The sequence below is a fragment of the Mesorhizobium sp. M1D.F.Ca.ET.043.01.1.1 genome, assembly GCF_003952385.1.
Classification (GTDB): domain Bacteria; phylum Pseudomonadota; class Alphaproteobacteria; order Rhizobiales; family Rhizobiaceae; genus Mesorhizobium.
In genome coordinates this window covers 1,177,022-1,201,226 of record NZ_CP034444.1, presented here as the reverse complement: position 1 = coordinate 1,201,226, position 24,205 = coordinate 1,177,022, and the positions used below count along the sequence as shown (strand labels likewise).

At 65.2% G+C, this 24,205-nt stretch carries 18 protein-coding genes and 1 tRNA gene; 13 read left to right on the top strand and 6 right to left on the bottom strand.

The window, feature by feature from the left end; genetic code table 11:
• Window positions 1–4 precede the first annotated feature (4 nt).
• On the bottom strand, window positions 5–1,696 hold the full coding sequence (locus EJ067_RS06210) for a pilus assembly protein TadG-related protein (protein ID WP_245468287.1): 1,692 nt from the start codon (window positions 1,694–1,696) through the stop codon (window positions 5–7).
• A gap of 176 nt (window positions 1,697–1,872) precedes the next feature.
• The gene (locus EJ067_RS06205; protein ID WP_126085159.1) at window positions 1,873–2,319 is read right to left on the bottom strand and encodes a TadE/TadG family type IV pilus assembly protein; all 447 of its coding nucleotides are present in this window, start codon (window positions 2,317–2,319) and stop codon (window positions 1,873–1,875) included.
• Between the two features lie 290 nt (window positions 2,320–2,609).
• Here EJ067_RS06205 and EJ067_RS06200 point away from each other — a divergent pair, with 290 nt between their 5' ends.
• From EJ067_RS06200 to EJ067_RS06185, 4 genes are all read left to right on the top strand, one after another.
• Complete coding sequence (locus tag EJ067_RS06200; protein WP_126085158.1) at window positions 2,610–4,202, top strand: peptide ABC transporter substrate-binding protein; 1,593 nt, start codon at window positions 2,610–2,612, stop codon at window positions 4,200–4,202.
• 173 nt (window positions 4,203–4,375) lie between these two features.
• Window positions 4,376–5,299: an ABC transporter permease subunit gene (locus tag EJ067_RS06195; RefSeq protein WP_126085157.1), complete on the top strand. Its 924-nt coding sequence runs from the start codon at window positions 4,376–4,378 to the stop codon at window positions 5,297–5,299.
• On the top strand, window positions 5,292–6,416 hold the full coding sequence (locus EJ067_RS06190; RefSeq protein ID WP_126085156.1) for an ABC transporter permease subunit: 1,125 nt from the start codon (window positions 5,292–5,294) through the stop codon (window positions 6,414–6,416). The genes EJ067_RS06195 and EJ067_RS06190 overlap by 8 nt, the downstream gene beginning before the upstream one ends.
• Window positions 6,417–6,433: 17 nt before the next feature.
• On the top strand, window positions 6,434–8,050 hold the full coding sequence (locus EJ067_RS06185) for an ABC transporter ATP-binding protein (RefSeq protein WP_126085155.1): 1,617 nt from the start codon (window positions 6,434–6,436) through the stop codon (window positions 8,048–8,050).
• 23 nt (window positions 8,051–8,073) lie between these two features.
• Here the strand turns inward: EJ067_RS06185 and EJ067_RS06180 are convergent, their stop codons facing one another.
• Window positions 8,074–8,415 carry a hypothetical protein gene (locus tag EJ067_RS06180; RefSeq protein ID WP_126085154.1) on the bottom strand — a complete coding sequence of 114 codons (342 nt, stop codon included), beginning with the start codon at window positions 8,413–8,415 and terminating at the stop codon, window positions 8,074–8,076.
• A 285-nt stretch (window positions 8,416–8,700) separates the two neighbouring features.
• On the opposite strand from EJ067_RS06180, the gene EJ067_RS06175 reads away from it, so the two are divergent.
• From EJ067_RS06175 to EJ067_RS06150, 6 genes are all read left to right on the top strand, one after another.
• On the top strand, window positions 8,701–8,946 hold the full coding sequence (locus EJ067_RS06175; protein WP_126085153.1) for an acyl carrier protein: 246 nt from the start codon (window positions 8,701–8,703) through the stop codon (window positions 8,944–8,946).
• A 70-nt stretch (window positions 8,947–9,016) separates the two neighbouring features.
• Complete coding sequence (locus tag EJ067_RS06170; RefSeq protein WP_126089511.1) at window positions 9,017–10,156, top strand: acyl-CoA dehydrogenase family protein; 1,140 nt, start codon at window positions 9,017–9,019, stop codon at window positions 10,154–10,156.
• A 1-nt stretch (window position 10,157) separates the two neighbouring features.
• Window positions 10,158–11,081: an amino acid--[acyl-carrier-protein] ligase gene (locus EJ067_RS06165; protein ID WP_126085152.1), complete on the top strand. Its 924-nt coding sequence runs from the start codon at window positions 10,158–10,160 to the stop codon at window positions 11,079–11,081.
• Between the two features lies 1 nt (window position 11,082).
• The gene (locus tag EJ067_RS06160) at window positions 11,083–12,081 is read left to right on the top strand and encodes a DUF1839 family protein (RefSeq protein WP_126085151.1); all 999 of its coding nucleotides are present in this window, start codon (window positions 11,083–11,085) and stop codon (window positions 12,079–12,081) included.
• 36 nt (window positions 12,082–12,117) lie between these two features.
• Window positions 12,118–14,637: a glycoside hydrolase family 2 protein gene (locus EJ067_RS06155; protein WP_245468183.1), complete on the top strand. Its 2,520-nt coding sequence runs from the start codon at window positions 12,118–12,120 to the stop codon at window positions 14,635–14,637.
• On the top strand, window positions 14,634–16,424 hold the full coding sequence (locus EJ067_RS06150) for an alpha/beta fold hydrolase (RefSeq protein ID WP_126085150.1): 1,791 nt from the start codon (window positions 14,634–14,636) through the stop codon (window positions 16,422–16,424). The genes EJ067_RS06155 and EJ067_RS06150 overlap by 4 nt, the downstream gene beginning before the upstream one ends.
• Before the next feature lie 228 nt (window positions 16,425–16,652).
• On the opposite strand, the gene EJ067_RS06145 is transcribed toward EJ067_RS06150, so the two are convergent.
• A tRNA-Pro gene (locus EJ067_RS06145) sits at window positions 16,653–16,729 on the bottom strand.
• Between the two features lie 201 nt (window positions 16,730–16,930).
• On the opposite strand from EJ067_RS06145, the gene EJ067_RS06140 reads away from it, so the two are divergent.
• Entirely contained in the window at window positions 16,931–18,451 is a 1,521-nt protein-coding gene (locus tag EJ067_RS06140; RefSeq protein ID WP_126085149.1) for a phosphomannomutase/phosphoglucomutase, read from the top strand.
• Window positions 18,452–18,466: 15 nt separating this feature from the next.
• Here the strand turns inward: EJ067_RS06140 and EJ067_RS06135 are convergent, their stop codons facing one another.
• A complete protein-coding gene (locus tag EJ067_RS06135) occupies window positions 18,467–19,354 on the bottom strand; it encodes an NmrA/HSCARG family protein (protein WP_126085148.1) in 888 nt (295 codons plus the stop codon).
• Between the two features lie 98 nt (window positions 19,355–19,452).
• Between EJ067_RS06135 and EJ067_RS06130 the strand changes: the two genes are divergently transcribed.
• Both EJ067_RS06130 and EJ067_RS06125 read left to right on the top strand, forming a co-directional pair.
• Entirely contained in the window at window positions 19,453–20,352 is a 900-nt protein-coding gene (locus EJ067_RS06130) for a LysR family transcriptional regulator (RefSeq protein WP_126085147.1), read from the top strand.
• A gap of 48 nt (window positions 20,353–20,400) precedes the next feature.
• Window positions 20,401–22,638, top strand: coding sequence for an AGE family epimerase/isomerase (locus EJ067_RS06125; RefSeq protein ID WP_126085146.1), 2,238 nt, complete (start codon window positions 20,401–20,403; stop codon window positions 22,636–22,638).
• A 70-nt stretch (window positions 22,639–22,708) separates the two neighbouring features.
• Here the strand turns inward: EJ067_RS06125 and betB are convergent, their stop codons facing one another.
• Window positions 22,709–24,172, bottom strand: coding sequence for a betaine-aldehyde dehydrogenase (gene betB, locus EJ067_RS06120; RefSeq protein WP_126085145.1), 1,464 nt, complete (start codon window positions 24,170–24,172; stop codon window positions 22,709–22,711).
• Between the last annotated feature and the right edge of the window lie 33 nt (window positions 24,173–24,205).

The window sequence follows — 24,205 nt, the reverse complement described above, 5'->3', positions numbered from 1 at the left end:
CAGCCTATTGGACGAGCACCGAGCGTCCGCAGATCGCGCCCGTGACGCGCACATCGGCCTCGCCGACATGCACGCCAAGCGCCGCGAGCACGTTGTAGACGAGGTCGTCGACCGGTGCGGTCACGCCGTTGAGCAGCGTCGTCACCGCCGGCTTCACCGTGCCGAGCAGGGCGGTCACGTCGACACCGAGGCCGGGCGCGTTGGCCGACAGCGACAGATTGTTGACCAGCGAGGTGGTGAGCGACTGCGTCAGGTTCTTGGTCGACACCGTCTTGATCGTCTTGCTGGCGATATCGGTGGCGTTGAAGGTCAGGGTCGTCGGCGTCATGTTGGTCATCGAGAAGGCCGACGATCCCTTGATCTGCAGCAGGTTGAGATTGACCAGGGGCAGCTTGGCCTTCACATCGGCGATGTCGGCGTCGCTGAAGGATTGCGGGTTGGTGAAGTCGGCAAAGCCGCTGGCGTTGTTGTCGGCGAGATGCGCCGAGACGACCCCGGGTTGCGCGGCGATGGAAACCTTGATGCTGGAGAGGCCGGTCGGGCAGCTTATGTCGGTCAGCTTGGCTTCGGCATAGGCGACCTCGACATTGAGAGGCAGGTTTACGGCGAGCAGCTTGATGCCGCCGCCAAGGTTCGGTGTGCCGACCGTGACGCTGGCGTTGAGCTTGATGCGGGTCTGCGCGGTGCGCAACACGGTTCCCAGTTCGCCGACCGCCAGCCAGGGCGAGGACCGCATGGGCTCGCCGATGGCGACCTGGAGAGTCGTCGACGTCAGCCCGGGTACGGTCGCCCCGAGATTGACGGCAACCTGGTTGGTGCCGTTTGCTAGTGCCGCGGCCGCGGTCACCATGCTCATCGCGCTGGCGTCGACCGAAAGTCCGGCGGGCTTCTGCCCGAGGCCGAGGTTCCCCACCGAGCCGAGATCGATGAACTGGCTGAGTGGGATCTTGACTGTATTGGTGGCGCTCGAGGCCATGGTCTGCAACGCGAGCTTGGCCGTCCGGTCGAGTCCGGGCACGTTGGCCATCGCGGTGGCGATCTGGCCGACCGTTGCCTTCGAGGCGAGGACGTCCGAATAGGTCACGCCGGTCAGGTGCAGCTGCGTCGCCAGCGCATCGGTGAAGGAGAGCACGTCGACATCAGCCGAGATCAGCGAATTGTAGTCCATCACGCTGAGCGAGATGTTGCCGCCGAGAAGCCCGCCGAGCAATGCGTTGAGGATGCCGCCATTGACGCTGGCCAGCCGCGACCCGACCGAGAATGCCGCTTCGGGCTGGGCGCTGGCTGTGGCTGTCGTGCCGATCACCGGCGGCGCCATCATCGAGGCGGCGAAATAGAGCGTGCCCAGCTTCTTCAGCGACACCTGGACGGCGTTGTAGGGTAGCTTGCCTGCCTCGAATCGGCTGCCGGCCGCTATGGAACTGACCCCCGAATAGCGCCCGGGCACGACCTGCACGACCGCCTTGCTGCCGGTCGGCGCGATGTTGGTTCCCTGTTGCTGCACGGCGACGGACGTGATTCCGTTGTCCTTCAGCGTCGTCAGCACCGCCTGCTGGGCATTGTTGATGTTGGCGGCGGCGGTGATGGCGGCGAGGTCGACGATCGACTGCGCGGCGCGGCGTTCGTTGTAGAGCGAGCCCTCGTCGACGGCGAAAGCGGTCAGCGCCAGCGCCACCGGCGTGCAGAGCGCGGTCATGACCGCGAAATTGCCACGCCTGTCGGCGATCAGCCGTCGCGCTGCGTCCACCAGAGCAATTCCAGGAAAAGTGTGAAACGGTTTTCCGTCCGGAACTGCGTCAGAAAAAAGAGCTAGAGCGGTTCTGCGTTTCCAGGAAACGATGACCCGCTCCAGTCCCCCCTTGGAGCTGCGCATCATATGCCTCCGACCCGGATCGTCGACTGACGCTGGATCGTGGTGCCCGGCAGCGGCAGCGTCCGGAACAGATTCCAGATCGGCAGGTTGCGCGCATCATAGCTGACGGACACGACGAACTGGCTGCCGTCGACGGCGCTGTCCTTGGCGTCGACCGTCAGCTTGTTGGGGTCGACAAAGGGATAACCTGCAACGTCGTGGGTGATGAAATCGGTGACCAGCGCCTGCCGCTCCGTCTGGTTGAGGCCGGCAATCGCCGTCCGTGCCGCGTCGGCGGCGATCTGCTGGACCGAATGACTGGCGCCGAAATAGATTCCGTATGCAACCATTCCGAGCAAAAGCAGGATGAAGATCGGCGCCAGCATGGCGAATTCGACCGCCGACGTGCCGGCGGCGTCAGCCCGGAAACAAGACCAAGGAGCGAGGAATTTTCGGTTCTTCAGCATGCTGCGGAGAATGCCAAAACCTGCCTGCAAAAACCGAAAACGGCTGGAACAACCGAAAGATGCACCAAGTTGAACGGCGGGTTTAAGCTTTAGATTTCGCTGTTTTAGCGAGGCCCTGCTCACTCAACGTCAAGCAGTGGGCAGTTGAAATAAGATTTCGCTCTGTCTAGTCTCCCGCCACCAAGCTGCCGGAAGGGACCGGCGGCACGCTCAAAAGGAACCCGTTGACGGTTCCAGGGCGGCAACACTCAAGGCGTGGTTGAGGGGCCGCGCCAAAAGGGAGAGACTTCATGCTGAAAAACCTGCTGAAGGCGACCGTGTTCGCCACCACCATGGCCTTGGCGACCGGGGCCTTCTACACGCCCGCCTTCGCCGAGACCGTGTACAACCGCGGAGCCGCCGCCGAGGCGGAGACGGTCGATCCTCACAAGACGTCGACGGTCTACGAAGCCGACATCATACGTGACCTGTTCCAGGGTCTCGTCATGCATGACCAGAAGACGAACCTCATTCCGGGCGCTGCCGAAAGCTGGACGGTGTCCGACGACGGCACTGTCTATACCTTCAAGCTGCGCAAGGACGGCCTCTGGTCGGATGGCAGCCCGGTGACGGCGGACGACTTCGTCTACTCGTTCCATCGACTGGAAGATCCGGCCACCGCTGCCGAATACGCTTCCATGCTCTATCCGGTGAAGGGCGCCGAGGACTTCAACACCAAGAAGGGCAAAGCCGAGGATATGGGCGTGAAGGCGGTCGACGCCAACACGCTGCAAGTGACGCTGAAGGGTCCGACGCCCTATTTCCTGGAAATGCTGACCCATCAGGCGACCTATCCGGTCAACAAGGCTTCCATGGACAAGCTAGGCGCCGACTGGATCAAGCCGGGCAAGCTGGTCTCCAACGGCGCCTATATGCTGACGGAGTGGGTTCCCAACGACCATATGAAATTGGTCAAGAATCCGAAGTTCTGGGACGTCGCGAGCGTCAAGCTCGACGTGGTCAACTACATCCCGACCGAGGATCGCTCGTCTGCGATGAAGCGCTTCGAGGCCGGCGAACTCGACAGCTATGGTGACCTGCCGACCGAACAACTCGCCGATCTCAAAACCAAATTCGGTGACCAGGTCCGTGTGGGGCCATATCTCGGTACCTACTATTATGCGGTCAAGACCGACAAGGCGCCTTGGGACAATGTCGAGCTGCGTAACGCCATCTCGATGGCGATCGATCGCGACTTCCTCGCCGAGAAGGTCTGGCAGAACTCGATGCTGCCCGGCTATTCGATGGTGCCTCCGGGCGTCGAGGGCTACACGCCGGCACTGGCCAAATACGCCGACATGCCGCAGATCGACCGCGAGGACGCGGCCAAGAAGATCCTGGAGAAGCTCGGCTATACACCCGAGCATCCGTTGAAGATGGAGATCCGCTACAACACCTCGGAGAACCATAAGAACACGGCGGTCGCCATCCAGGAACAGCTGAAGCCGCTCGGCGTCGAGGTGACGCTGCTCAACACCGACACCAAGACCCACTACAGCTTCCTCGAGCAGAAGGGCAATTACGACGTTGCCCGCGCCGCCTGGATCGCCGACTATAAGGATCCGGAGACCTTCCTCGGCATCTCGCGCAAGGCAAGCGGCAACAACTACTCGAACTACAACAGCCCGGCCTACGAGGCCGCGATGGACAAGGCGGCCGCCGCCGGCGGCAAGCCTGAGGAACGCATGAAGGACCTCGCCGAGGCCGAGCGCATCCTCGTCGACGATGTCGGCCAGATCCCGCTGCTCTACTACAGCTACCACGACATCGTTTCCTCGAAGCTGCATGGCTTCGATGACAATGTGATGGACATCCATCCGTCCCGCTTCATCTCCAAGGACTGATAAGCAACCTTGGCCGTGCCGCCGCTCTATTTTGGGAGCGGCGGCCGCGGTCTGTCGTCGTGCCGGGCCGAAAGTCGGATTGGATTTTCAGGCTGCCCGGTGCGAAGATCAGAGATGCCAGCGCGCCACGGTCTCGTCTGGAGAGCTGTCGCCCTGGCTGAAGCGGGGCGCCGATGCTGCGTTATGTCTTCCGGCGGCTGTTGACCGCCATCCCGACGCTATTCGTCATCGTGACGGTGGCGTTCTTCCTGATCCGTGTCGCGCCAGGCGGCCCGTTCAACCAGGAGCGGGGCTTGAGCCCCGAGATCAGGGCCAATCTCGAAGCCCAGTTCGGCCTCGACGATCCGCTCTGGCTGCAATATGTCCACTATCTCGGCAATCTTTTGCGCGGCAATTTCGGCCCGAGCTACAATCTGCCTGACTTCACCGTCACGGAGCTCTTCGCCAAGGGCCTGCCGATCTCGGTGCAGATCGGCACTTCGGCGCTCGTGCTGGCGCTGCTGCTGGGGAGCATCCTCGGCACCATCGCGGCGCTCAACCAGAACAAAATAGCCGACTATTCCGTGATTGCCTTGGCCACCGCCGGCAGCACTATCCCGACCTTCGTCATCGCCCCGGTGATCCAGCTCGTCTTCGGGCTGTCCTGGAAGCTGTTGCCGATCGGCGGCTGGGGTGACGGCGCCTTGATCAACAAGGTCGGGCCGGTGCTGACGCTTGCCCTGCCGCAGATCGCCATCGTCGCCCGCCTGATGCGCGGCTCGATGATCGAGAGCTTGCGCTCGCACCATATCCGCACGGCCCGCGCGCTCGGTCTCTCGGACTGGTCGGTGGTGGTCAAGCATGCGCTGCGCGGCGCCGTCCTGCCGATCGTCTCCTTTACCGGTCCGGCGGCTGCGGCGCTGCTCACCGGCTCGATCATTGTCGAAACCATCTTCTCCATTCCGGGCGTCGGCCGCTATTTCGTCGATGCCGCGCTCAACCGCGACTACACGCTGGTCATGGGTACCGTGGTGGTGATCGCGGTCTTCACCATCGTCTTCAACCTGATCGTCGATCTTCTCTACGCGGTCGTCGACCCGAGGGTGCGCTATGACTGACCTTGCCGTAGCCGTTCCGGAGCCGATCGTCGGCCGCTCGCTCTGGGGCAATGCCTGGGCGCGACTGAAGCGCAACCGCGCCGCCATGTTCAGCCTTTACTATCTGGCGTTCATTGCCGTCATCAGCGTGTTCGGCCCGATGGTCGCGCCGCATGAATACACCACCATCTACGGCGACTACGTGCGCACACCGCCGAGCCTCTCGGCCTACCCCAAGCCCGACATGATCCAGACCGCGCTGACCGACGCCATCAAGCGCATGCGCGTCGACATTAAGGAGTGGCACCAGGACGGCAGCCGGGTGATCGTGACGGTCACGTCCAAGAAGCCGATAGACGACCGCTACACCCGTTATCTCGATCGTTCCGACGCCTTCGACGACACCAGGATCGAGAGCAAGTCGCCGGACGGGCTCGAAGTCACGATGAGTTCCGCCATCAAGCAGCAATATTTCATCTTCGGCACCGACAACACAGGGCGCGACCTGCTTTCGCGTACGCTGATGGCCGGGCGCATTTCGCTGGCCATCGGCCTGCTTGCCGGCGTCGTCGCCGGCGTCATCGGCGTGATCTACGGCGCGACGGCCGGCTTTGCCGGCGGCAGGGTCGACGAGGTTATGATGCGCATTGTCGACGTGCTCTATTCGCTACCGTTCATCTTCTTCGTCATTATGCTGGTGGTGTTCTTCGGCCGCAACTTCGTGCTGATGTTTCTGGCGGTCGGCGCGGTGCTGTGGCTGGACATGGCGCGCATCGTGCGCGGCCAGGCGCTGTCGATCCGCAGGCAGGAATATGTCCAGGCGGCAGAAGCGATGGGCGTCGGCCATCGCGGCATCCTGGTGCGCCACGTGATCCCCAATCTGCTCGGGCCGGTGGTGATCTACATGACGCTGCTGGTGCCGCAGGTAATCATCCTGGAAAGCTTTCTCTCCTTCCTCGGTCTTGGCGTGCAGGAGCCGATGACCAGCTGGGGTGTGCTGATTTCCGTTGGCGCCAAGAACATCGGCTATGCCAACTGGCTGCTGTTGTTTCCGGCCTTCTTCCTCGTCTCGACGCTGTTTGCGCTGAATTTCGTCGGCGACGGCCTGCGCGACGCGCTCGACCCGAAAGATCGATAGAGATGGGGATCGCTGACATGGCTTCCGAAACGATCCTCAGCGTCAAGGACCTGCGGGTCCGCTTCCAGACCCTCGACGGCACGGTCGAGGCGGTGAAGGGCATCAGCATCAAGGTCAATGCCGGCGAGACCGTCGCCGTCGTCGGCGAATCCGGCTCCGGCAAGAGCCAGACGATGATGGCGGCGATGAGCCTGCTCTCCTCCAATGGCGAGGCCACCGGCCAGGTCGACTATCGCGGCCGCAATCTGCTGGAGATGACCAAGGGTGAGCTCAACAAGGTCCGCGGCCGCAAGATCAGCATGATCTTCCAGGAGCCGATGACCTCGCTCGATCCGCTCTACACCATCGGCAATCAGCTCATCGAGCCGATCCGCCGGCATCGCGGGCTCTCCGCGCCGGCCGCGCGCGAGGAGGCGCTGAAGCTGCTCAAGCTGGTGCACATCCCCGATCCGGAGCGCCGGATGAAATCCTATCCGCACGAAATGTCGGGCGGCCAGCGCCAGCGCGTCATGATCGCCATGGCGCTGGCCAACGATCCCGACATCCTGATCGCCGACGAGCCGACGACGGCGCTCGACGTCACCATCCAGGCGCAGATCCTGACGCTGCTTGCCGAATTGCAGCGCAAGCTCGGCATGGCGATCGTCTTCATCACCCATGATCTCGGCATCGTGCGCCGCTTCGCCGACCGCGTCTATGTCATGCGCCAGGGCGAGGTGGTCGAGGAGGGCCAGGCGGAAACGCTGTTCGCCAACCCGCAGCATGCCTACACCAAGATGCTGCTCGCGGCCGAGCCGACCGGCACCAAGGCGGCGCCGCCCGCCAATGCGCCGGTGCTGCTCGAAGGCCGCAACGTCGAGGTCGTCTTCAAGATCGGCGGCGGTTTCCTCGGCGGCGAGCCGCTGATGCTGCGCGCGGTGGACAAGATCTCGATCCGGCTGAAGCGCAATCAGACCATCGGCATCGTCGGCGAGTCCGGTTCAGGCAAATCGACGCTCGGCCGCGCGCTGCTCAGATTGTTGCCCAGCGACGGCGTGATCCGCTTCGGCGACCGCGACATCTCCGAGGCCGACCGCCAGGCGATGCGGCCGCTCAGGCGCGAATTGCAGCTCGTCTTCCAGGATCCGTTCGGCTCGCTGTCCCCGCGCATGACGGTTGGCCAGGTCATCACCGAGGGGCTTCTGGTGCACGAACCCTCGCTGACCGGCAGGCAGCGCGACCAGCGCGCCGTCGAGGCGCTGCGCGAGGTCGGCCTCGATCCCAACGCCCGCAACCGCTACCCGCATGAGTTTTCCGGCGGCCAGCGCCAGCGCATCGCCATTGCCCGCGCCATGATCCTGAAGCCGAAAGTGGTGGTGCTGGACGAGCCGACCTCGGCGCTCGACCGCTCGGTGCAGAAGCAGATCGTCGAATTGCTGCGCAAGCTGCAGGCCGACCACCAGCTATCCTACCTCTTCATCAGCCATGACCTCGCGGTCGTGCGCGCCATGGCCGACTACATCATCGTCATGAAGCAGGGAAAGATCGTCGAGGAGGGCCCGACCGAGGAGATCTTCGGCAATCCGCGCGAGGCCTACACGCAGACGCTGATGAACGCGGCAATCGATTCGACCAGGTTCCGGATCAGCGCATAAGACCGCCGCCGGCGGCCGCTGGCTCATTGCGAGGACGGGCACCTTTGCTTCCTCGCGGCGACAATCGCCTGCTGCTGGTGCTGCAGCCGCTCGATCTTCGCCGTGTCGCGGTTGGCCACCACTGTCTTGACGCGCTCGCCGCCGAGCAGCCAGCTCGGTACGCTGGTGCTGGCGACCTTGCCGCGGCTGATCGCCGTCCGCGAGATGTCGGTGGCCGTGTCGCCGAGCGCGCTGTTGAGCTCGGCGCAGCTCATCTTGTCGTATTTCCCCGGATCGATCGATGCGACGGTCGACGAGCAGCCTGCGCCTGCAAGGGAGACACCGATCAAAGTCAACGGCAAGAGGGCCCTCGGCGTGAATTTCATATTCTTACCCGTTCTTGCCGTTTCAACGGTCCAGCACCCCGAAATACGGTAGGGTATTCATTAGGCCAAAGTGAGGGCCTGTTGTCGACCATCCGGGTGACTTGATCTGAGAGACCGAACGCCGGTCGCAGGTCAATCCGTTTCCGAAGCCGTGAAAATTATACGGCGGTCCGTTACCGATCCTTAGGCATGGTTGAAACTGGCCGATGGCGTTAACGCCACGGTTGCGCTGCTTCTGCGATAGTGCCGCCCGCACAATATGCAAACGCAAGGGGTGGGGCCTCCATGATCGACCAGATTCGCTCGCTGCTCGAGCAGCATCCGATGATTCCGCTGAATTTCGGCGCGCTCGCCGACGATGCCAATCTCTACGACGCGGGGCTGACCTCTTTCGCCTCGGTGCAGATGATGCTGGCTCTCGAAGAGGAGTTCGACATCGAATTCCCCGAGACGATGCTGACGCGGCGCACCTTTTCTTCGCTCATCAACATCGCGGACGCCGTTTCGCAGCTGACGCGCAGGGCGGCGTAGCGCCATGAACGTGTTGAGAAAAATCGAGGCCGCTTCGGTCGCGGAGGCGCCGGAAGCAGCAACCGAACGCATGCGGCGGGTCGCCGAGATCGCCGCCAGCCATGCCGATGCCGTCGACAAGGAAGGCCGTTTCCCGACAGAGACGATCGAGGCGCTGAAGCGCGAGCGCCTGCTCGGCGTGGCGATCCCGGTCGAGCATGGCGGCGAGGGGCTCGGCACGATGCGGATCGCCGACCTCATCGTCCAGCTCGGTCAGGCCTGCGGCTCGAGCGCGATGATCTATGCCATGCACCAGATCAAGACGTCGAGCTTCGTCACGCATGGCGGCGCCAGCGACTGGCACCGCGCCTATATGCGGCGCATCGCCGACGAGCAGTTGCTGATGGCTTCGGCGACGACCGAGGCCGGCATCGGCGGCAATCTGCGCAATTCGATCTGCGCGGTCGAGGTCGCCGGCGGTCGCTTCACGCTGACCAAGGAAGCCACCGTCATCTCCTACGGCAACTATGCCGACGCCATCCTCGCCACGGCGCGGCGCGCGCCCGACGCGGCAAGCTCCGATCAAGTGATGGTGGTGATACCGGCCGATGGCGACCGCACCCTGGAACGCACGTCGGTGTGGGACACGCTCGGCATGCGCGGCACCTGCTCCGACGGCTTTCATCTCGTCGCCACGGGTGATGCGAGACAGATATTCCCGAAGCCGTTTTCCGAGATCGCGGCGCAGTCGATGCTGGCCAGCTCACACATCTTCTGGGCGGCGACCTGGTTCGGCATCGCCGCCGACGCCTTCAATCGGGCGCAGGCCTTCGTCAAGGCGGCGGCACGCAAGCAGCCCGACGCCATGCCTCCCGGGGCGCTGAGGCTGGCCGAGGCGGCAGCGCTTTTGCAGGAGATGAAAGGGCACCTGACGGCCGCCATCCACCGCTTCGAAGCGGCCGCGGGCGACGATGACGCGTTGTCTTCGATCGGCTTCGCCGCCGAGATCAACGCGCTGAAGGTTGCGGCCAGCGAGAAGGCCGGCGCCGTGGTGCGTCTGGCCATGCTGGTCAACGGCATCCTTGGCTACAAGAACGGCACGCCGTTCAGCGTCGGCCGGCACTTGCGCGATGTGACCTCGGCACCGGTGATGATCTCGAACGACCGCATCCTTTCCAATACCGCGACGCTCATGCTGATGAGCCGCTTCGACACCGGCCTGGGGAGCTGAGATGGACGCCAAGACATTCGACTCCAAGTCGCTGCTCGACAGCCTGTTCGAGAACGGCATCCTGTTCGAATCCGGCATCGACGGCCTCTATGGCCGTTCGGGCGCATTCGAGGAAGTGATCGAGCGGTTCGAGCGTCTCGTCACGCGGCTCGGCGCGCCCGACAAGGCCACCCGCATCCACTTTCCGCCAGGCATGAGCCGCGCGACGCTGGAGAAGAGCGGCTACATGAAGAGCTTTCCGCAGCTTGCCGGCTGTGTGCATTCCTTCATGGGCGGCGAGCGGGAGCATGCGCAGCTGCTCGGCATGATGGCCGATGGCGGGGACTGGACGGAGCTGCAGAAGGCGACGGACCTCGCGCTGACGCCGGCCGCGTGCTATCCGCTCTACCCCACCATCGCTGCGCGCGGCCCGGTGCCGGCGCACGGCCTGCTTTTCGAGCTCTCCTCCTATTGCTTCCGCCACGAGCCGTCGAAAGACCCGGCGCGCATGCAGCTCTTCCGCATGCGCGAGTTCGTCAAGATCGGCACAGCCGAGCAGGTGCACTCGTTCCGCGAAAGCTGGCTGAAACGCGGCAAGGCGATGATCGAGTCGCTCGATCTGCCCTGCGAGGTCGATCTCGCCAACGATCCGTTCTTCGGCCGCGGCGGCAAGATGATGGCCAACAACCAGAGAGATCAGGGCCTGAAATTCGAGCTGCTGATTCCGGTGACCAGTATCGAGAAGCCGACCGCCTGCTTGAGCTTCAACTATCACCAGGACCATTTTGGCCGGACCTGGGGCCTGAAGTTCGCGGACGGCGAGTTCTGTCATTCGGCCTGCATCGGCTTCGGGCTGGAGCGTGTGGCGCTGGCCCTGTTCCGCCATCATGGTCCCGACCCGGAGGCCTGGCCTGCGACGGTCCGCGACGTGCTGTGGAGCGTGTGACATGCGCGCAGCTATCGCCGGCCTTGATCCGGCCTGCTACCGGCCGCATTGGCTGCACGATCCGCAAAGGCGCTGGCCGCAGACCAACTGCTATGTCGACCTCCTGATCGAGGTCCTGCACGCGACCGGCCACGACCCGGTCGCGGCGCTCGGCTTCACCGTGGCGCAGGATTTCGAGGGCGATCAGTTCACGTTCTTCAAGTTCCCGACCGCCGACCTGCAGCGGCTGGCCGGGCTGGATATCCAGGAACTGGCGATCTTCGACCGGCTGGAGACGCATGTGCTGGCGCAGGTCGAACTCGGCCGGCTGCCGCTGGTCGAGGTCGACGCCTTCCACCTGCCCGACACCAAAGGCATCACCTATCGCAGCGGGCATTCCAAGACCACGGTCGGCATCAACGCGCTCGATCCCGAGGGACGGCAGATGCGCTACTTCCACAATGACGGCTATTTCGCGCTCGAGGGCGAGGACTATGACGGCATCTTCGGCCAATGGGACGATGTGCCGGCGGGCGGCCTGCCGCTCTTTCCTTACGCGGAATTCGTGAAGCTCGACGCCACGCGCCCGGCCCGCGATGCGGTCGGAACCGCGGCGGTGCTGCTCGCGCATCACCTCGAGCGGCGGCCGAAGCGCAATCCGCTCGGCGCCTATGCGGCCGCGTTCGGCCGACACGCCGAAACGCTGGCAACGTGCTCGCCTGACTATTTCCATACCTATGCCTTCAACACGCTGCGACAGGTCGGCGCGAATTTCGAACTCCTCGGCAGCCATCTCGAATGGCTGGGGCAGCATGGCGAAACTTGCCTCGCGGAGGCGGCGCAAGCCGCCGGCGATATAGCCGACGGCGCCAAGGTCATGCAGTTCAAGCTCGCCCGCGCGATGGCGCGGCAGCGTTTCGGCGGCTTGGCCGAGGCAATCACGCCGATGGCGCAGGCCTACGAAACGGTGATGGACGTGCTGGAGGCACGCATGGCGGGCGTCGCCTCCAAGGCGGCCTAGGGACGGGCCGAGGCGCATTTGGGCATGGGTGTGCGAATGGACGCCGCTGTGTCGATCGTCGGCACAGCCGGATTGCTGGACCAGGGCTGGCGGATGGCCGTCTCGGCGGCCGGCGCCTGGGCTTGCCCGCATGATATCGACGCAAGCGCCGAATGGCTGGACGCGGCCTGTCCCGGCACGGCGGCCGCCACGCTGGAAAAGCATGGCCGCTGGGACCGCAAGCAGCCCGCCCCGCTGCACGACCGCGATGTCTGGTACTGCCTCAGGCTCGCGGCGATCGGTCCGGTGCGGCTGGTGTTCGAGGGTCTGGCGACCATCGCCGAGGTCTGGCTTGACGACCGGCTGCTGCTCGCCTCGACCTCGATGTTCGAGTGCCATGAGGCCGCAGTGACCCTTGCAGGTGGCGAGCGGCTTGCCATCGTCTTTCGCAGTCTCGACCGCCATCTGGAAACGGCGACCGGTCCGCGCGCCCGCTGGCGTCCGCGCATGATCGACGATCAGCGCCTGCGGCTGGTGCGCACGACCTTGATCGGCCATATGCCGGGCTGGTGTCCGAATTTCGATGTCGTCGGGCCGTGGCGTCCCGTCAAGTTGATCCGCGAGAATGGCGGGCAGCGCATCCTCGATGCCGACATGCGCGCCGGGCTCGACGGCGCCACCGGGCATCTTGCCGTTGCGATCACCCTTGCTGAACCCTTCGACGGTGCCGAAACGGCGCATGTCAGCTGCGCTGGAGTGCGCGCGCGCCTCAAGGTCGAGACACCTACCCGGCTGACGGCGGAATTGGCCATTGCCGATGTCGCCCCATGGTGGCCGAACAGTCATGGCGAGCCGGCGCTGCACGAAGTGACCGCGACACTCGGCACGGTGCGCAGCCGGCTGGGCCGGGTCGGGTTCCGCCGCATCGAGATCGATCGCGGCGCCGACGGACGCGATTTCCGCCTGGTCGTCAACGGCGTGCCGGTGTTCTGCCGCGGCGCGGTCTGGACGCCCTCCGATCCTGTGCGGCTGCCATGCGGGCGGGCTGAAATCGAGCCCGATCTCGACCTCGCGCGCCGGGCCGGCGTCAACATGCTGCGGGTCGGCGGCACCTTCGCCTACGAGGGCGATGCCTTCCACGAGTTGTGCGACGAGATGGGCATTTTCGTCTGGCAGGACCTGATGCTCGCCAATTTCGACTATCCGGCGAAAGACGAGGCCTGGCGGGCGGCGCTGTCGCGCGAGGTGGAAAACCTGCTGAAGCGGCTTCGGCATTCGCCGTCGCTGGCGGTGCTGTGCGGCGGCAGCGAGGTGGCGCAGCAGGCCGCGATGCTCGGTATGCCGGCAGCGATGGATCCGACGCCCTGGTTCGATGCGGTCGTGCGTCCGGCCGCGCAGGCGATCCTGCCTGATCTCGCGCTGGTGTCCTCGTCGCCCTCCGGCGGCAGCCTGCCCTTCGCCGCGGATGGCGGTCCGACACACTATTATGGCGTCGGCGCCTATTGCCGGCCGCTGGAGGACGCGCGCCGCGCGGGGGTGCGTTTCGCCAGCGAGTGCCTCGCCTTCGCCAACGTGCCGGAACAGGCGACGCTGGACGAGCATCTGCCTGTTCCGCCAGGCCACGATCCGCGCTGGAAAGCCGGCGTGCCGCGCGACGCGGGCGCGTCGTGGGATTTCGAAGACGTGCGCGAGCATTATCTCGAAATGCTGTTCGGCGTCGATGCGCGTCGCCTGCGCATGGAGGATCCGGCGCGCTACCTTGACCTCTCGCGCGCCGTCACCGCCGAGGTCGTCGAGCGCACGATCGACGAATGGCGCAGACCGGCCTCGTCGACGGCGGGTGCGCTGCTGTTCTTCTGGAAGGATCTGCGCCCGGGGGCAGGGTGGGGCATCGTCGATTCCACCGGACGGACGAAATCGGTCTGGCATGCGCTGAGACGAGCCTTCGCGCCGCTCAGGCTGGCGCTGAGCGACGAGGGCGTCAACGGGCTGGGCGTCCATCTTGTCAACGACGGGCCAAAGGCCGTCGAGGCGACGCTGTCGCTTGTCTGCCTGCGCGATGGCGCCACCCCGGTGGTGGCGGCGCGCCGGCCGGTCACGCTGCAGGCGCGCGGGGCGCAGTCCCTGTCGGCGTTCTCGCTGCTCGGCGCCTTCTTCGACGTGTCCTATGCCTATCGCTTCGGCCCGGCGGGCCACGAGGTAACCGTGGCGCGGCTGGAAGGCCACGACGGCGATATCCTGGCTGAAGCCTTTCATGTGCTTCCCGGCGCCATGGCCGCGCGACGCGATATCGGCCTGTCGGCGCGGTTGGTGCGCGGAGAAGACGGCTGGCGCTTGCAGCTCGCCTGCAGACGCGCCGCCTATCATGTGGCCGTCAAGGATGGGCTGTTCTTCCCGCGCGAGAACGGCTTCCACCTGATGCCGGGCGCGGTGAAGGAAATTTGCCTGGACGGGCCGGCCTCGGCCACGCCGGCCGGTGTCGTGACGGCGCTGAATGGCGATCGCGACGCGGCCTACAGTTCAGAAATCGGGGCGGAGATCATGCGGGCATTGCAGCCGGCGAGGAGCATGGCATGAGGGGGATAGTCTTCGCCGGCACCATCGGCTGGCTTCATGACGGCAAGGGCGCCGGGCGGCGCGGCCGGGGCGTCGTCATCGTCGGGGCGCATGGCCACGAGGACCTGTGCAGCCGGCGTTTCCTGAGGCTGCTGGCGGACAAGTTGGCCGAAAACCACCTGCCGGTATTGCAGTTTGACTATCCCGGCTGCGGCAATGCCGCCGGGGATCATTCAACGCCCGGCCAGGTGCGTGCGTGGACGGCGAGTATCGGCGCAGCGATCGATCGGCTGAAGCAGGATTGCGGCGTGGCGGATGTCATTTTGGTCGGCTTTCGGCTCGGCGGCCTGCTGGCGCCGCTGGCGGCGGCCGGACGCGACGACGTTGCCGGTCTTGCGTTGCTCGCGCCGCCGTCCTCCGGCAAGGCCTATGTCCGCGAGATCACGGCCATGTCGCGCATGATCGACGCGCCGCTGGCCAGCCGTTCGGCGGGCGAAGGGCTTTTCACCGAGGGGCGCGAGGCCGCCGGTTTCCGGATTTCGCATGAGACGCTGGCCGATCTTTCGGCGCTCGATTGGCGGCATGCCGTGGCAAGCCTTCCACCCGTGCCGATGCTGGTGCTTACGAACGGCAAGCCGCTTGCCGCCGACGAAATTCGTGGCGATGGGGCATGCGCGGCCGGCATCACCACGGCCGAGTTCGATGGCTATCCGCTGTTGATGTGCGACCCGACCGCCAACCGGATTCCGGCCGCTGCTCTCGATCGCTGCGCGGTCTGGATGACCGATCATGCGGGCGAAGCGGTCGCGGGAAAGGCCATGCCGCGTTTTGCCTCGGACATCCTGGATGGTCCGCACTACACGGAAAAGCCGGTCCTGATCGGACCGGAACCGATGATCTGCGGCGTGCTTTGCCGGCCGCACGGACGTCAGGCCGCGGCCGAGCCGGTGATCTTCCTCAATGCTGGTGGCGTGCCGCATGTCGGCTGGGCGCGCGGCACGGTGGATGCGGCGCGGGACCTGGCGGCGGAAGGGGTCGCTTCGCTGCGCGTCGACCTGCCCGGACTTGGCCTCAGCGATCAGACCGAGGAAGGGCGCCTGTTCCTCTATGACGGGCGTACCCGCCATGATGTCAGCCGCGCGATCGATTGGATGGAACGAGCCGGCTATCCTGCTGTCGGCCTGGTCGGCACCTGCGCCGGCGCGTTCCAGGCTTTTCACACCGCACGGGCCGATCGGCGGGTGCGGACGCTGACTATGATCAACCCGCTCTGCTTTGCCTGGAACAGTTCCTACGCGCTGGAGATGGCGGTCTGGAAGACTTACGAGACGTCCAAGGCCGTGCTCGGGCAGAACGCGGCCGTCATAGAGGAGGGCCGCCAGCCGGCAGCCCAGACATGGCGGGGGATCGCTTCGCGCCACGCCCGGCTGATTGTCCGGCGCGGGCTGGAGGCGATCAAGTCCACGGTGTCGATGCTGCATCCGGCCGCTCTGGTGGGACGGCGGCAGGTGGAACGCTGGATGCGCGACCTTTGCGGCCGGGGCGTGCGGGTCCTCATGGTGACCTCGGAAGGGGATCTGAGCCTGAAGGAGATCGCCCGCCATTTTGGCGCGGAGGAAGAACGGCTCGACAGCATTCGCGGCGTGACCAGGGTCTCGCTGCCGAATGCCGACCACACGCTGACGCCGTATCACGCACGGCGCGCCGTGATCGCCCGCCTGATCGATCATGGCGGCATCCGGCGCGACGGCCACGCTCGTTCGGAGCCGGTGCGCGCGACGACAAGCCCGTCCTTCCTGGCGCCGTAGCGCGGTCGCCATGGCAGCATGGCGGTCGTGTCCGGTTTGAAAACTCGCGAAAGCGTTTTGTGCGTCCGCCCGGTTGCGCCGGGCGGCCGAGCGGGCTTCGCCCCGGGAACAGCAAGGCCCGCATGGGGCGTGAGACAAGCCCCACATTCCGCAGCTGTTCCCTTTGCGGACGTTGACCAAGCCTTTGAATTATCGGCGAAACTTAAAAATTTTCGGGAAATCTCGGACTGGTCGGAGTGGCAGGATTTGAACCTGCGACCCCATCGTCCCGAACGATGTGCGCTACCAGACTGCGCTACACTCCGTGACCAGACGGCGGGCTTATAGCTGCCACTTTCCGATCCTGCAAGCGCCAATGGCTGCACTTGTGTCGCATTTCGTCGGCTTTCTCCAAGGTTGCCTGAAAGGCATGTGATTTAGCCGTCGGGTAAAGACCGGCTTAAAGGCTTTGTGGTAAGCCGCAGGTTCATAAATCGGCATTCCGGCCGCCCCTGGAGTTTCCACCATTGCCTCTGACGATTGTTGGCGAAGCCCGGCCCAACAGCTTCGAATTCGAGACCTCGGCGCTGATCAAGGCATCGGGTTTTCGCGAATATGACGCGCGCTGGTGGTTCGGCCATCCCGGCTCGACGGAGGCGCCGGAGCTCAATTTGATCGGCGTCCAGGCGCTCGGCTTGGGTCTGGGCACGCTGATCCGCCGCCTGGGTGCCGGGCCGGACATCGTCACCGGCCATGATTTCCGCTCCTATTCGCTGTCGATCAAGCTGGCGCTTGTCTCCGGTCTGATGACGGCGGGCGCACGCGTGAGGGATATCGGCCTGGCCCTATCGCCCATGGCCTACTTCGCCCAGTTCGCGCTGGACACGCCATCCGTTGCCATGGTCACCGCCTCGCACAACGAGAATGGCTGGACCGGCGTCAAGATGGGCGCGGCGCGGCCGCTCACCTTCGGCCCGGAAGAAATGAGCGCATTGAAGAAGATTGTGCTCGAAACCGACTTCGACGTCGTTGGCGGCGGTGCCTACGAGTTCGTCTCCGGCTTTCGCGAAACCTATCTCGACGATCTGACCAGGGACAAGCGCATCGCCCGCAAGCTCAAGGTGGTGTGCGCCTGCGGCAACGGCACGGCCGGCGCCTTCGCGCCGGAAGCGCTTGCGCGCATCGGCTGTGACGTGATCCCGCTCGATGTCGAGCTCGACCATGGCTTTCCGCGCTACAACCCGAATCCCGAGGACATGCAGATGCTGCATGCCATCGGTGAAAAGGTGCTGGAGACCGGCGCGGATGTCGGATTGGGTTTCGACGGCGACGGCGATCGCTGCGGCGTCGTCGACAATGAGGGCAACGAGATCTTCGCCGACAAGGTCGGCGTCATGCTGGCGCGTGACATTTCCAGTTTGCACCCGAGCTCGACCTTCGTCGTCGACGTCAAGTCGACCGGGCTGTTCGCCAGCGATCATGTGCTCAAGGCCAACGGCGCCGCCACCGACTATTGGAAGACCGGCCACTCCTACATCAAGCGCCGCGTTGCCGAGCTCGGCGCCGCCGCGGGCTTCGAGAAGTCCGGTCATTTCTTCTTCAATCCGCCGATCGGCCGCGGCTATGACGACGGGCTGATCACCGCGATAGCCGTCTGCCAGATGCTCGACCGCAATCCGCGACGATCGATGGCCGATCTCTACCGCGCGCTGCCGCTGACCTACGGCACGCCGACCATGTCGGCGCACTGCGCCGACGAGGTGAAATACGGCGTGGTCGAGCGCGTCGTCGCCGATTTCCAGGCGATGCGGCGCGAGGCTGCTGATTTCGCCGGCCAGAAGATCGCGGCGCTGATCACCGTCAACGGCGTGCGCGTCGTCGCCGAGGACGCCACCTGGGGCCTGGTGCGCGCCTCCTCGAACAAGCCGGAGCTTGTCGTGGTGGTGGAGAGCCCGGTATCGTCCGACCGGCGCCGGAAGATGTTCGAGGCCGTCGACGCCGTGCTGCGCCGCAATCCGGAAGTCGGCGCCTACAACCAGACTTTCTAGGGAGCGACCGGACGGTCAGCCGGCCGATGGAGCCTGTTCGAGGACGCTCCAGTCGAATGCTTTCGCCCAGTCGGCGAAACTGTGCCACCGCACCTCCGGGAAATCCTTGCGCAAGGTGGCGATGTCGACGTCGTAGCCGACACGGTCGAACCATTCGAACATCGCCGCCGCATCCGCACTCTGCTGGCGGGCGACGGCGATCGGGATTTCCTGATAGCTGATGGGGCGGCCGATGGCCTTTGACAGGATTTTCGCCTGGTCCTCTCCGGACAGCTCATCGCCGGCGAAGTCGAAGCGCTTGCCGAACACGCTCTCACGCCGTTCGGCAAGCGCTGCGACGAAGGCGCCGATATCCGCGACAGCAACCAATTGCAGAGGCCGTTTGGCAGGCAGCGCGAAGGCTTGTATGCCCTGGCTCAACGCGCCGGCCGACCACGGCGCGACGGCATTTTCCATGAAGGCGACCGGGGCGCTGATCGTGTAGGGAATGCCGAGCCCCGCGATATGCCGTTCGACCAGAAATTTGCTTTCGAAATGCGGGATGCCGGTCTTCTTGTCGGCGTCGGCGACGGACGAATAGATCAGATGCCCGATGCCGGCAGCCTTTGCCGCGTCAGCGGCGACAATGCCTTGGCGCGTCTCTTCCTCGAGCCCGGCCTCGTAGCTGTTACCCATCAAGAACATGGTATCGACGCCCCTTGCTGCGTCGACGACCGAAGCCGCGTCGGCGAGATCGCCGGCAACGACCGTAGCGCCTCCCGATGCCAGCTGCCGGGCGGGATCGCTGTCCGGCCTGCGTGTCAGCGCCTTCACGCTGTGGCCCCTCGAAAGAAGGGTGCGCGCGACGGCGCCGCCCTGCTGGCCCGTGGCGCCGGTTACGAGAAAGCTTCGTTTGCTGGTCATCTATCTGCTCCTTCGGTTTCCATGGAGCAAAGTTAGGCGCTGTCAATTTGATGCATAACTGCCTATAATTGAGAAACTTTGTCCCATCGGAAGATACAATGCTCGATTTGAACGACGTCGTTGTGTTCGCTCGTGTCGTGGAAGCGGGCAGCTTCACTGCGGCTGCGCGATTGCTGGCCATGCCCAAGACGACTGTCAGCCGCCGTGTCGCCGCGCTCGAGCGCGAGGTCGGCGTCAGGCTGCTGCAGCGCACGACCCGCAGCCTCAGTATGACGGACGCAGGCCGCCTCTACTACGAGCAGAGCAGCCAGGCGCTGCGCACGATCGAGGAAGCAAACCTGCGTCTTGCCGAAGCCAGGGCGGAGCCTACAGGCACCATCCGCATTTCCGCGCCCGTCGGCTTTGCGGGGCACTTTCTCACATCCACGGTGATGGAATTCCTGGCGATATATCCGAAGGCAAATGTCGAGCTTCGCCTCACCGACGAGAGGCTCAATCTGGTCGAGGACGGCATCGATCTCGCCTTCCGCACCGGAGTCCTGGAGGACTCGACTTTGATCGCCCGCAAGCTCGGCGCCACGCACAGACTGCTTTGCGCCAGCCCCGAATATCTGGCGCGTCGCGGAACACCGGACTCCCCGACGGACCTCGCCCGCCATGACTGCCTCATTGCCGGCCCGTCGGCCGTCGGCGCGCACTGGGTGCTGGACGGGCCGGATGGCCGGGAAACGGTCACGGTGGCCGGGCGCTTCGCCGCGAACGAGATGCAGGCCGTCGTCGCCGCCGCCCTAGCGGGTTACGGCATTGCCCAGATGCCGCACGGAATGGCCGAGGCGCTGATAGGCGGGGGGAGGCTATCCCGTGTTCTTGACGACTACACCACGCCGGCTGGCGGGCTCTATGTCCTTTATCCGAGCAGCCGCCATCTTTCGCCCTTGGTCAAAGCCTTTATCGACCTGGCGACGGAGCGGATTTCCATACGGGTAAACACCGCTTAAGGCCATCCGTGCTACCCGGTCGACCCAGATTCCGAATGTGAGACCCGAATGAGCCAGCGCATCGTCAGTTTCGTCATGAGCGGCGGCGTCGGCTCGCGGCTATGGCCACTGTCGCGCGAGGACAATCCCAAGCAGTTCCATGACCTCTCCGGCGATGGCTCGATGCTGGCCAAGACCTTGCGCCGGCTGGCGGCGCGACCCGAGGGCGAGACGCCGATCTTTCTGATCGCTTCGGAGCGCCACGCCGAGCGCGTCCATGCCGACCTTGCCGGCCTCGACCTCGCCGGCGGCGGTCCACTCTTCGAACCGACCGGCCGCAACACCGCGGCTGCCGTGGCGCTGGCCAGCCTGCGCACGCTTTCCGAGTTCGGCGACGAACTGGTGCTGGTGGTGCCTTCCGACCACGAGATCTCCACCGCGCGCCAGTTCTGGCAGAGCATCGAGGCCGGTGCCGAGGCGGCGGGCGCCGGCCGCCTGGTGGTGTTCGGCATCAAGCCGACGCAACCCGAGACGGGCTACGGCTATATCGAGGTCGCCGCCGACCGGGACGGCGTGTCCGACGTCTCGCGCTTCGTCGAGAAGCCCGACCTCGCCACGGCGCAAACCTATCTCGACGCCGGCAGTTTCTACTGGAACACCGGCATCTTCCTGTTTCGCGCCGGCGCCATGCGCGACGCCTTCGCGGCTTTTGCGCCCGATATCTGGCTGGCGACGGAAGCGGCCTATCACGCGGCGACCAGCGATCTTTCCGGCCTCTACATGCCGCTGGAGCTCTATTCGGCGATCCCGTCGACCTCGATCGACTACGCCATCATGGAGCGGGCCAGGGACATCGCCATGGTGCCGGCCGGCTTCCGCTGGAACGACCTCGGCTCCTGGCAGTCGCTGCTCGATGTCGGGCCGTCCGACAGGCAAGGCAATGTCATCCTCGGCGATGTCGTCGCCATCGACTGCGAGAACTCCTATATCCGCGGCGACGGCCGCCTGCTTTCGGCGATTGGCATGAAGGACGTCGCCATTGTCTCGACGGCCGACGCCACTTTCGTCGCGCCGGTCAGCCACAGCCAGCACGTCAAGAAGATCGTCGAGCAGCTCGAGAAATCCGGCCGGCTGGAGACGAGGTTCACGCCGGCGCATGACCGCGTGATCGAGAGCGGCGCCTGGCGACGGCGCGTGCGCCACTGGCTGTTCGAGGAGACGCTTCCGCTGTGGTCGACGATCGGCGTCGACGAACGCCATGGCGGCTTCCATGAGGCGCTGGGCTTCGACGCCACGCCGCTGATGAAGCCCAAGCGCATGCGCACGCAGGCGCGCCAGGTCTATGCCTTCGCGGTCGCCAAGGAGCGCGGCTGGGATGGTCCGGCGGATCGGCTGATCGCGCATGGTATCGACTTCATGACTGGCCGAGGTCGCACCGGCAAAGGCGGCTGGGTGCGCACGCTCAACATCGACGGCTCGGTCGCCGATCCGGTAGAGGACGCCTACGACCATTCCTGCGTGCTGCTCGCGCTGGCGCACGCTCATATGTCGGGTCATCCCGATGCCTTGCGGCTCGGCGAAGAGACCTTCGCCTTTCTCGATACTCATCTCGAGGACAGCCGCATGACCGGCTTCCTCGAAACCTCCGACGGCGCGGGCGAGCGTCGCTCCAACCCCCACATGCATCTGCTCGAGGCGTTCCTTGCCTGGCACAAGGCCACCGGCGAGCGCGCCTATCTGCGCCGCGCCGCGCGCGTCATCGACCTCTTTCGCAGTCATTTCTTCGACGCCGAAAGCTGGACGCTGGGCGAGTATTTCGACGACGGCTGGAGGCCCGTGGCGGGCGAGAAGGGCGCCTGGACCGAGCCCGGCCACCATTTCGAATGGGCCTCGCTGCTTGTCGATTTTGCCGCCCGCAGCGGCCAGGCCGAGCTCACCGGCTTCGCCCGCAAGCTCTATGCCTCCGCCGTTGCCAACGGCCTGAATCGCGCCACCGGCCTTGCCTACGGCGCCGTCTCGCGCCAGGGACTGCCGCTCGACCGCGTGTCGCGCGGCTGGCCGCAAGCAGAGGCGGTCAAGGCGGCGATCGCGCTCGACGGCTCGGGTGGCCCCGATCTCAAGCCCGAGATCGAGGCACGCGTCGGCAGGCTGTTCCGCTGGCACATCGACCCGGCGCCACTCGGCCTCTGGATCGACCGCATCAACGAGCGCGGCCGCTCACTGGCGGCGGATGTGCCGGCCAGCATCTTTTATCACCTCGTCTGCGCGCTGACGCAGTATCTCGATGGGACGGCGGGGGAAGGGTGATAGAAAGAGACCATACGTCTCGTTCCTTCGCGCCCCCTCTGTCCCGCCGGCGTCTCCTGGCTTTCAGCCCTCAATAAGGCGCCGCCACGTCCCCCGTCTCGACATAGACCGCCTTCAGCTGCGAATAGTGCGCCAACGCCGCCAGCGAGTTCTCGCGCCCGATGCCGGACTGCTTGACGCCGCCGAAGGGCATTTCCACCGGCGTCAGATTGTAGGCGTTGATCCAGCAGGTGCCGGCCTGCAATTCGGCGATCACCCGGTGCGCCCGCGGCAGGTCGCGCGTGAACACGCCGGCGGCGAGGCCGAATTCGGTGTCGTTGGCGCGCTCGATCACCTCGTCCTCGCTGTCGAACTTTAACACGCTCATCACCGGCCCGAAGATCTCCTCGCGCGCGATGCGCATGCCGTCGGTGACATTGGTGAACACCGTAGGCTCGACGAAGAAGCCGCCCTCGAAGCCTTGCAGCGAGGGCACGTTGCCGCCGCAGGCGAGACTCGCGCCGTCCTGTTTGCCGGCCGCGACGTAGGAGACAACCTTGTCCTGTTGCGCCCTGTTGACCAGGGGCCCCATCTGCGTTTCTGGATCGAGCGGATCGCCGATGCGGATCTTCTTGGTGCGCTCGACCAGTCGCTCGACGAAGCGGTCATGCAGGCCCTTCTGCACGAAGACGCGCGTGCCGTTGGAGCAGATCTGGCCGGTCGAATAGAAATTGCCGAGCATGGCGCCGCCGATGGCGTTCTCGAGATCGGCATCGTCGAAGACGATCAGCGGCGACTTGCCGCCGAGCTCCATCGTGGCGTGCTTCATCTTCGAGCCGGCGAGCGACAGCACCTTGCGGCCCGTCGGCACAGAACCGGTCACCGAGACTTTTGCCACGACATCATGGCCGACGAGGCCGGCGCCGACATCGCCATAGCCCTGCACGACGTTGAACAGCCCGTCGGGCAGGCCCGCTTCCGAGTAGATCTCGGCCAGCGCCAGCGCCGAAAGCGGCGTGTTCTCCGAGGGTTTGAACACCATGGCGTTGCCCATGGCTAAAGCCGGCGCCGACTTCCAGCCGGCGATCTGGATCGGATAGTTCCAGGCGCCAATGCCGACACAGACACCAAGCGGCTCGCGCCTGGTGTACGCAAACGGTCCGCCGAGATCGATCATATCGCCGTTGAAGGCGGCGACCGCGCCGGCGAAATATTCAAGACAATCGGCGGCCGAAGGCGCATCGGCCACCAGCGTCTCCTGGATCGCCTTGCCGGTATCGAGCGTCTCGATGCGGGCGAGATCGGCGTTGCGCGCGCGCAGGATGTCGGCGGCGCGGCGCAGGATGCGGCCGCGCTCGACCGGTTTCAGCCGCGCCCAGGCCGGCTGCGCCGCGCGTGCCGCCTCGATCGCCAGCTCCAGTACGTTCGGCGTCGCCGAATGCAGCGTGGCGATGGTCTCGCCGGTCGCCGGATAGATCACCGGCAGCGGCGCGCCGCCTTCGTCCTCGATGTAGCGGCCGTTGACATAATGCGATGCCGTGGGCTGGGCGCGCATGGGTCTTCTCCGTTCGTAATCGCTGGGGCGGGG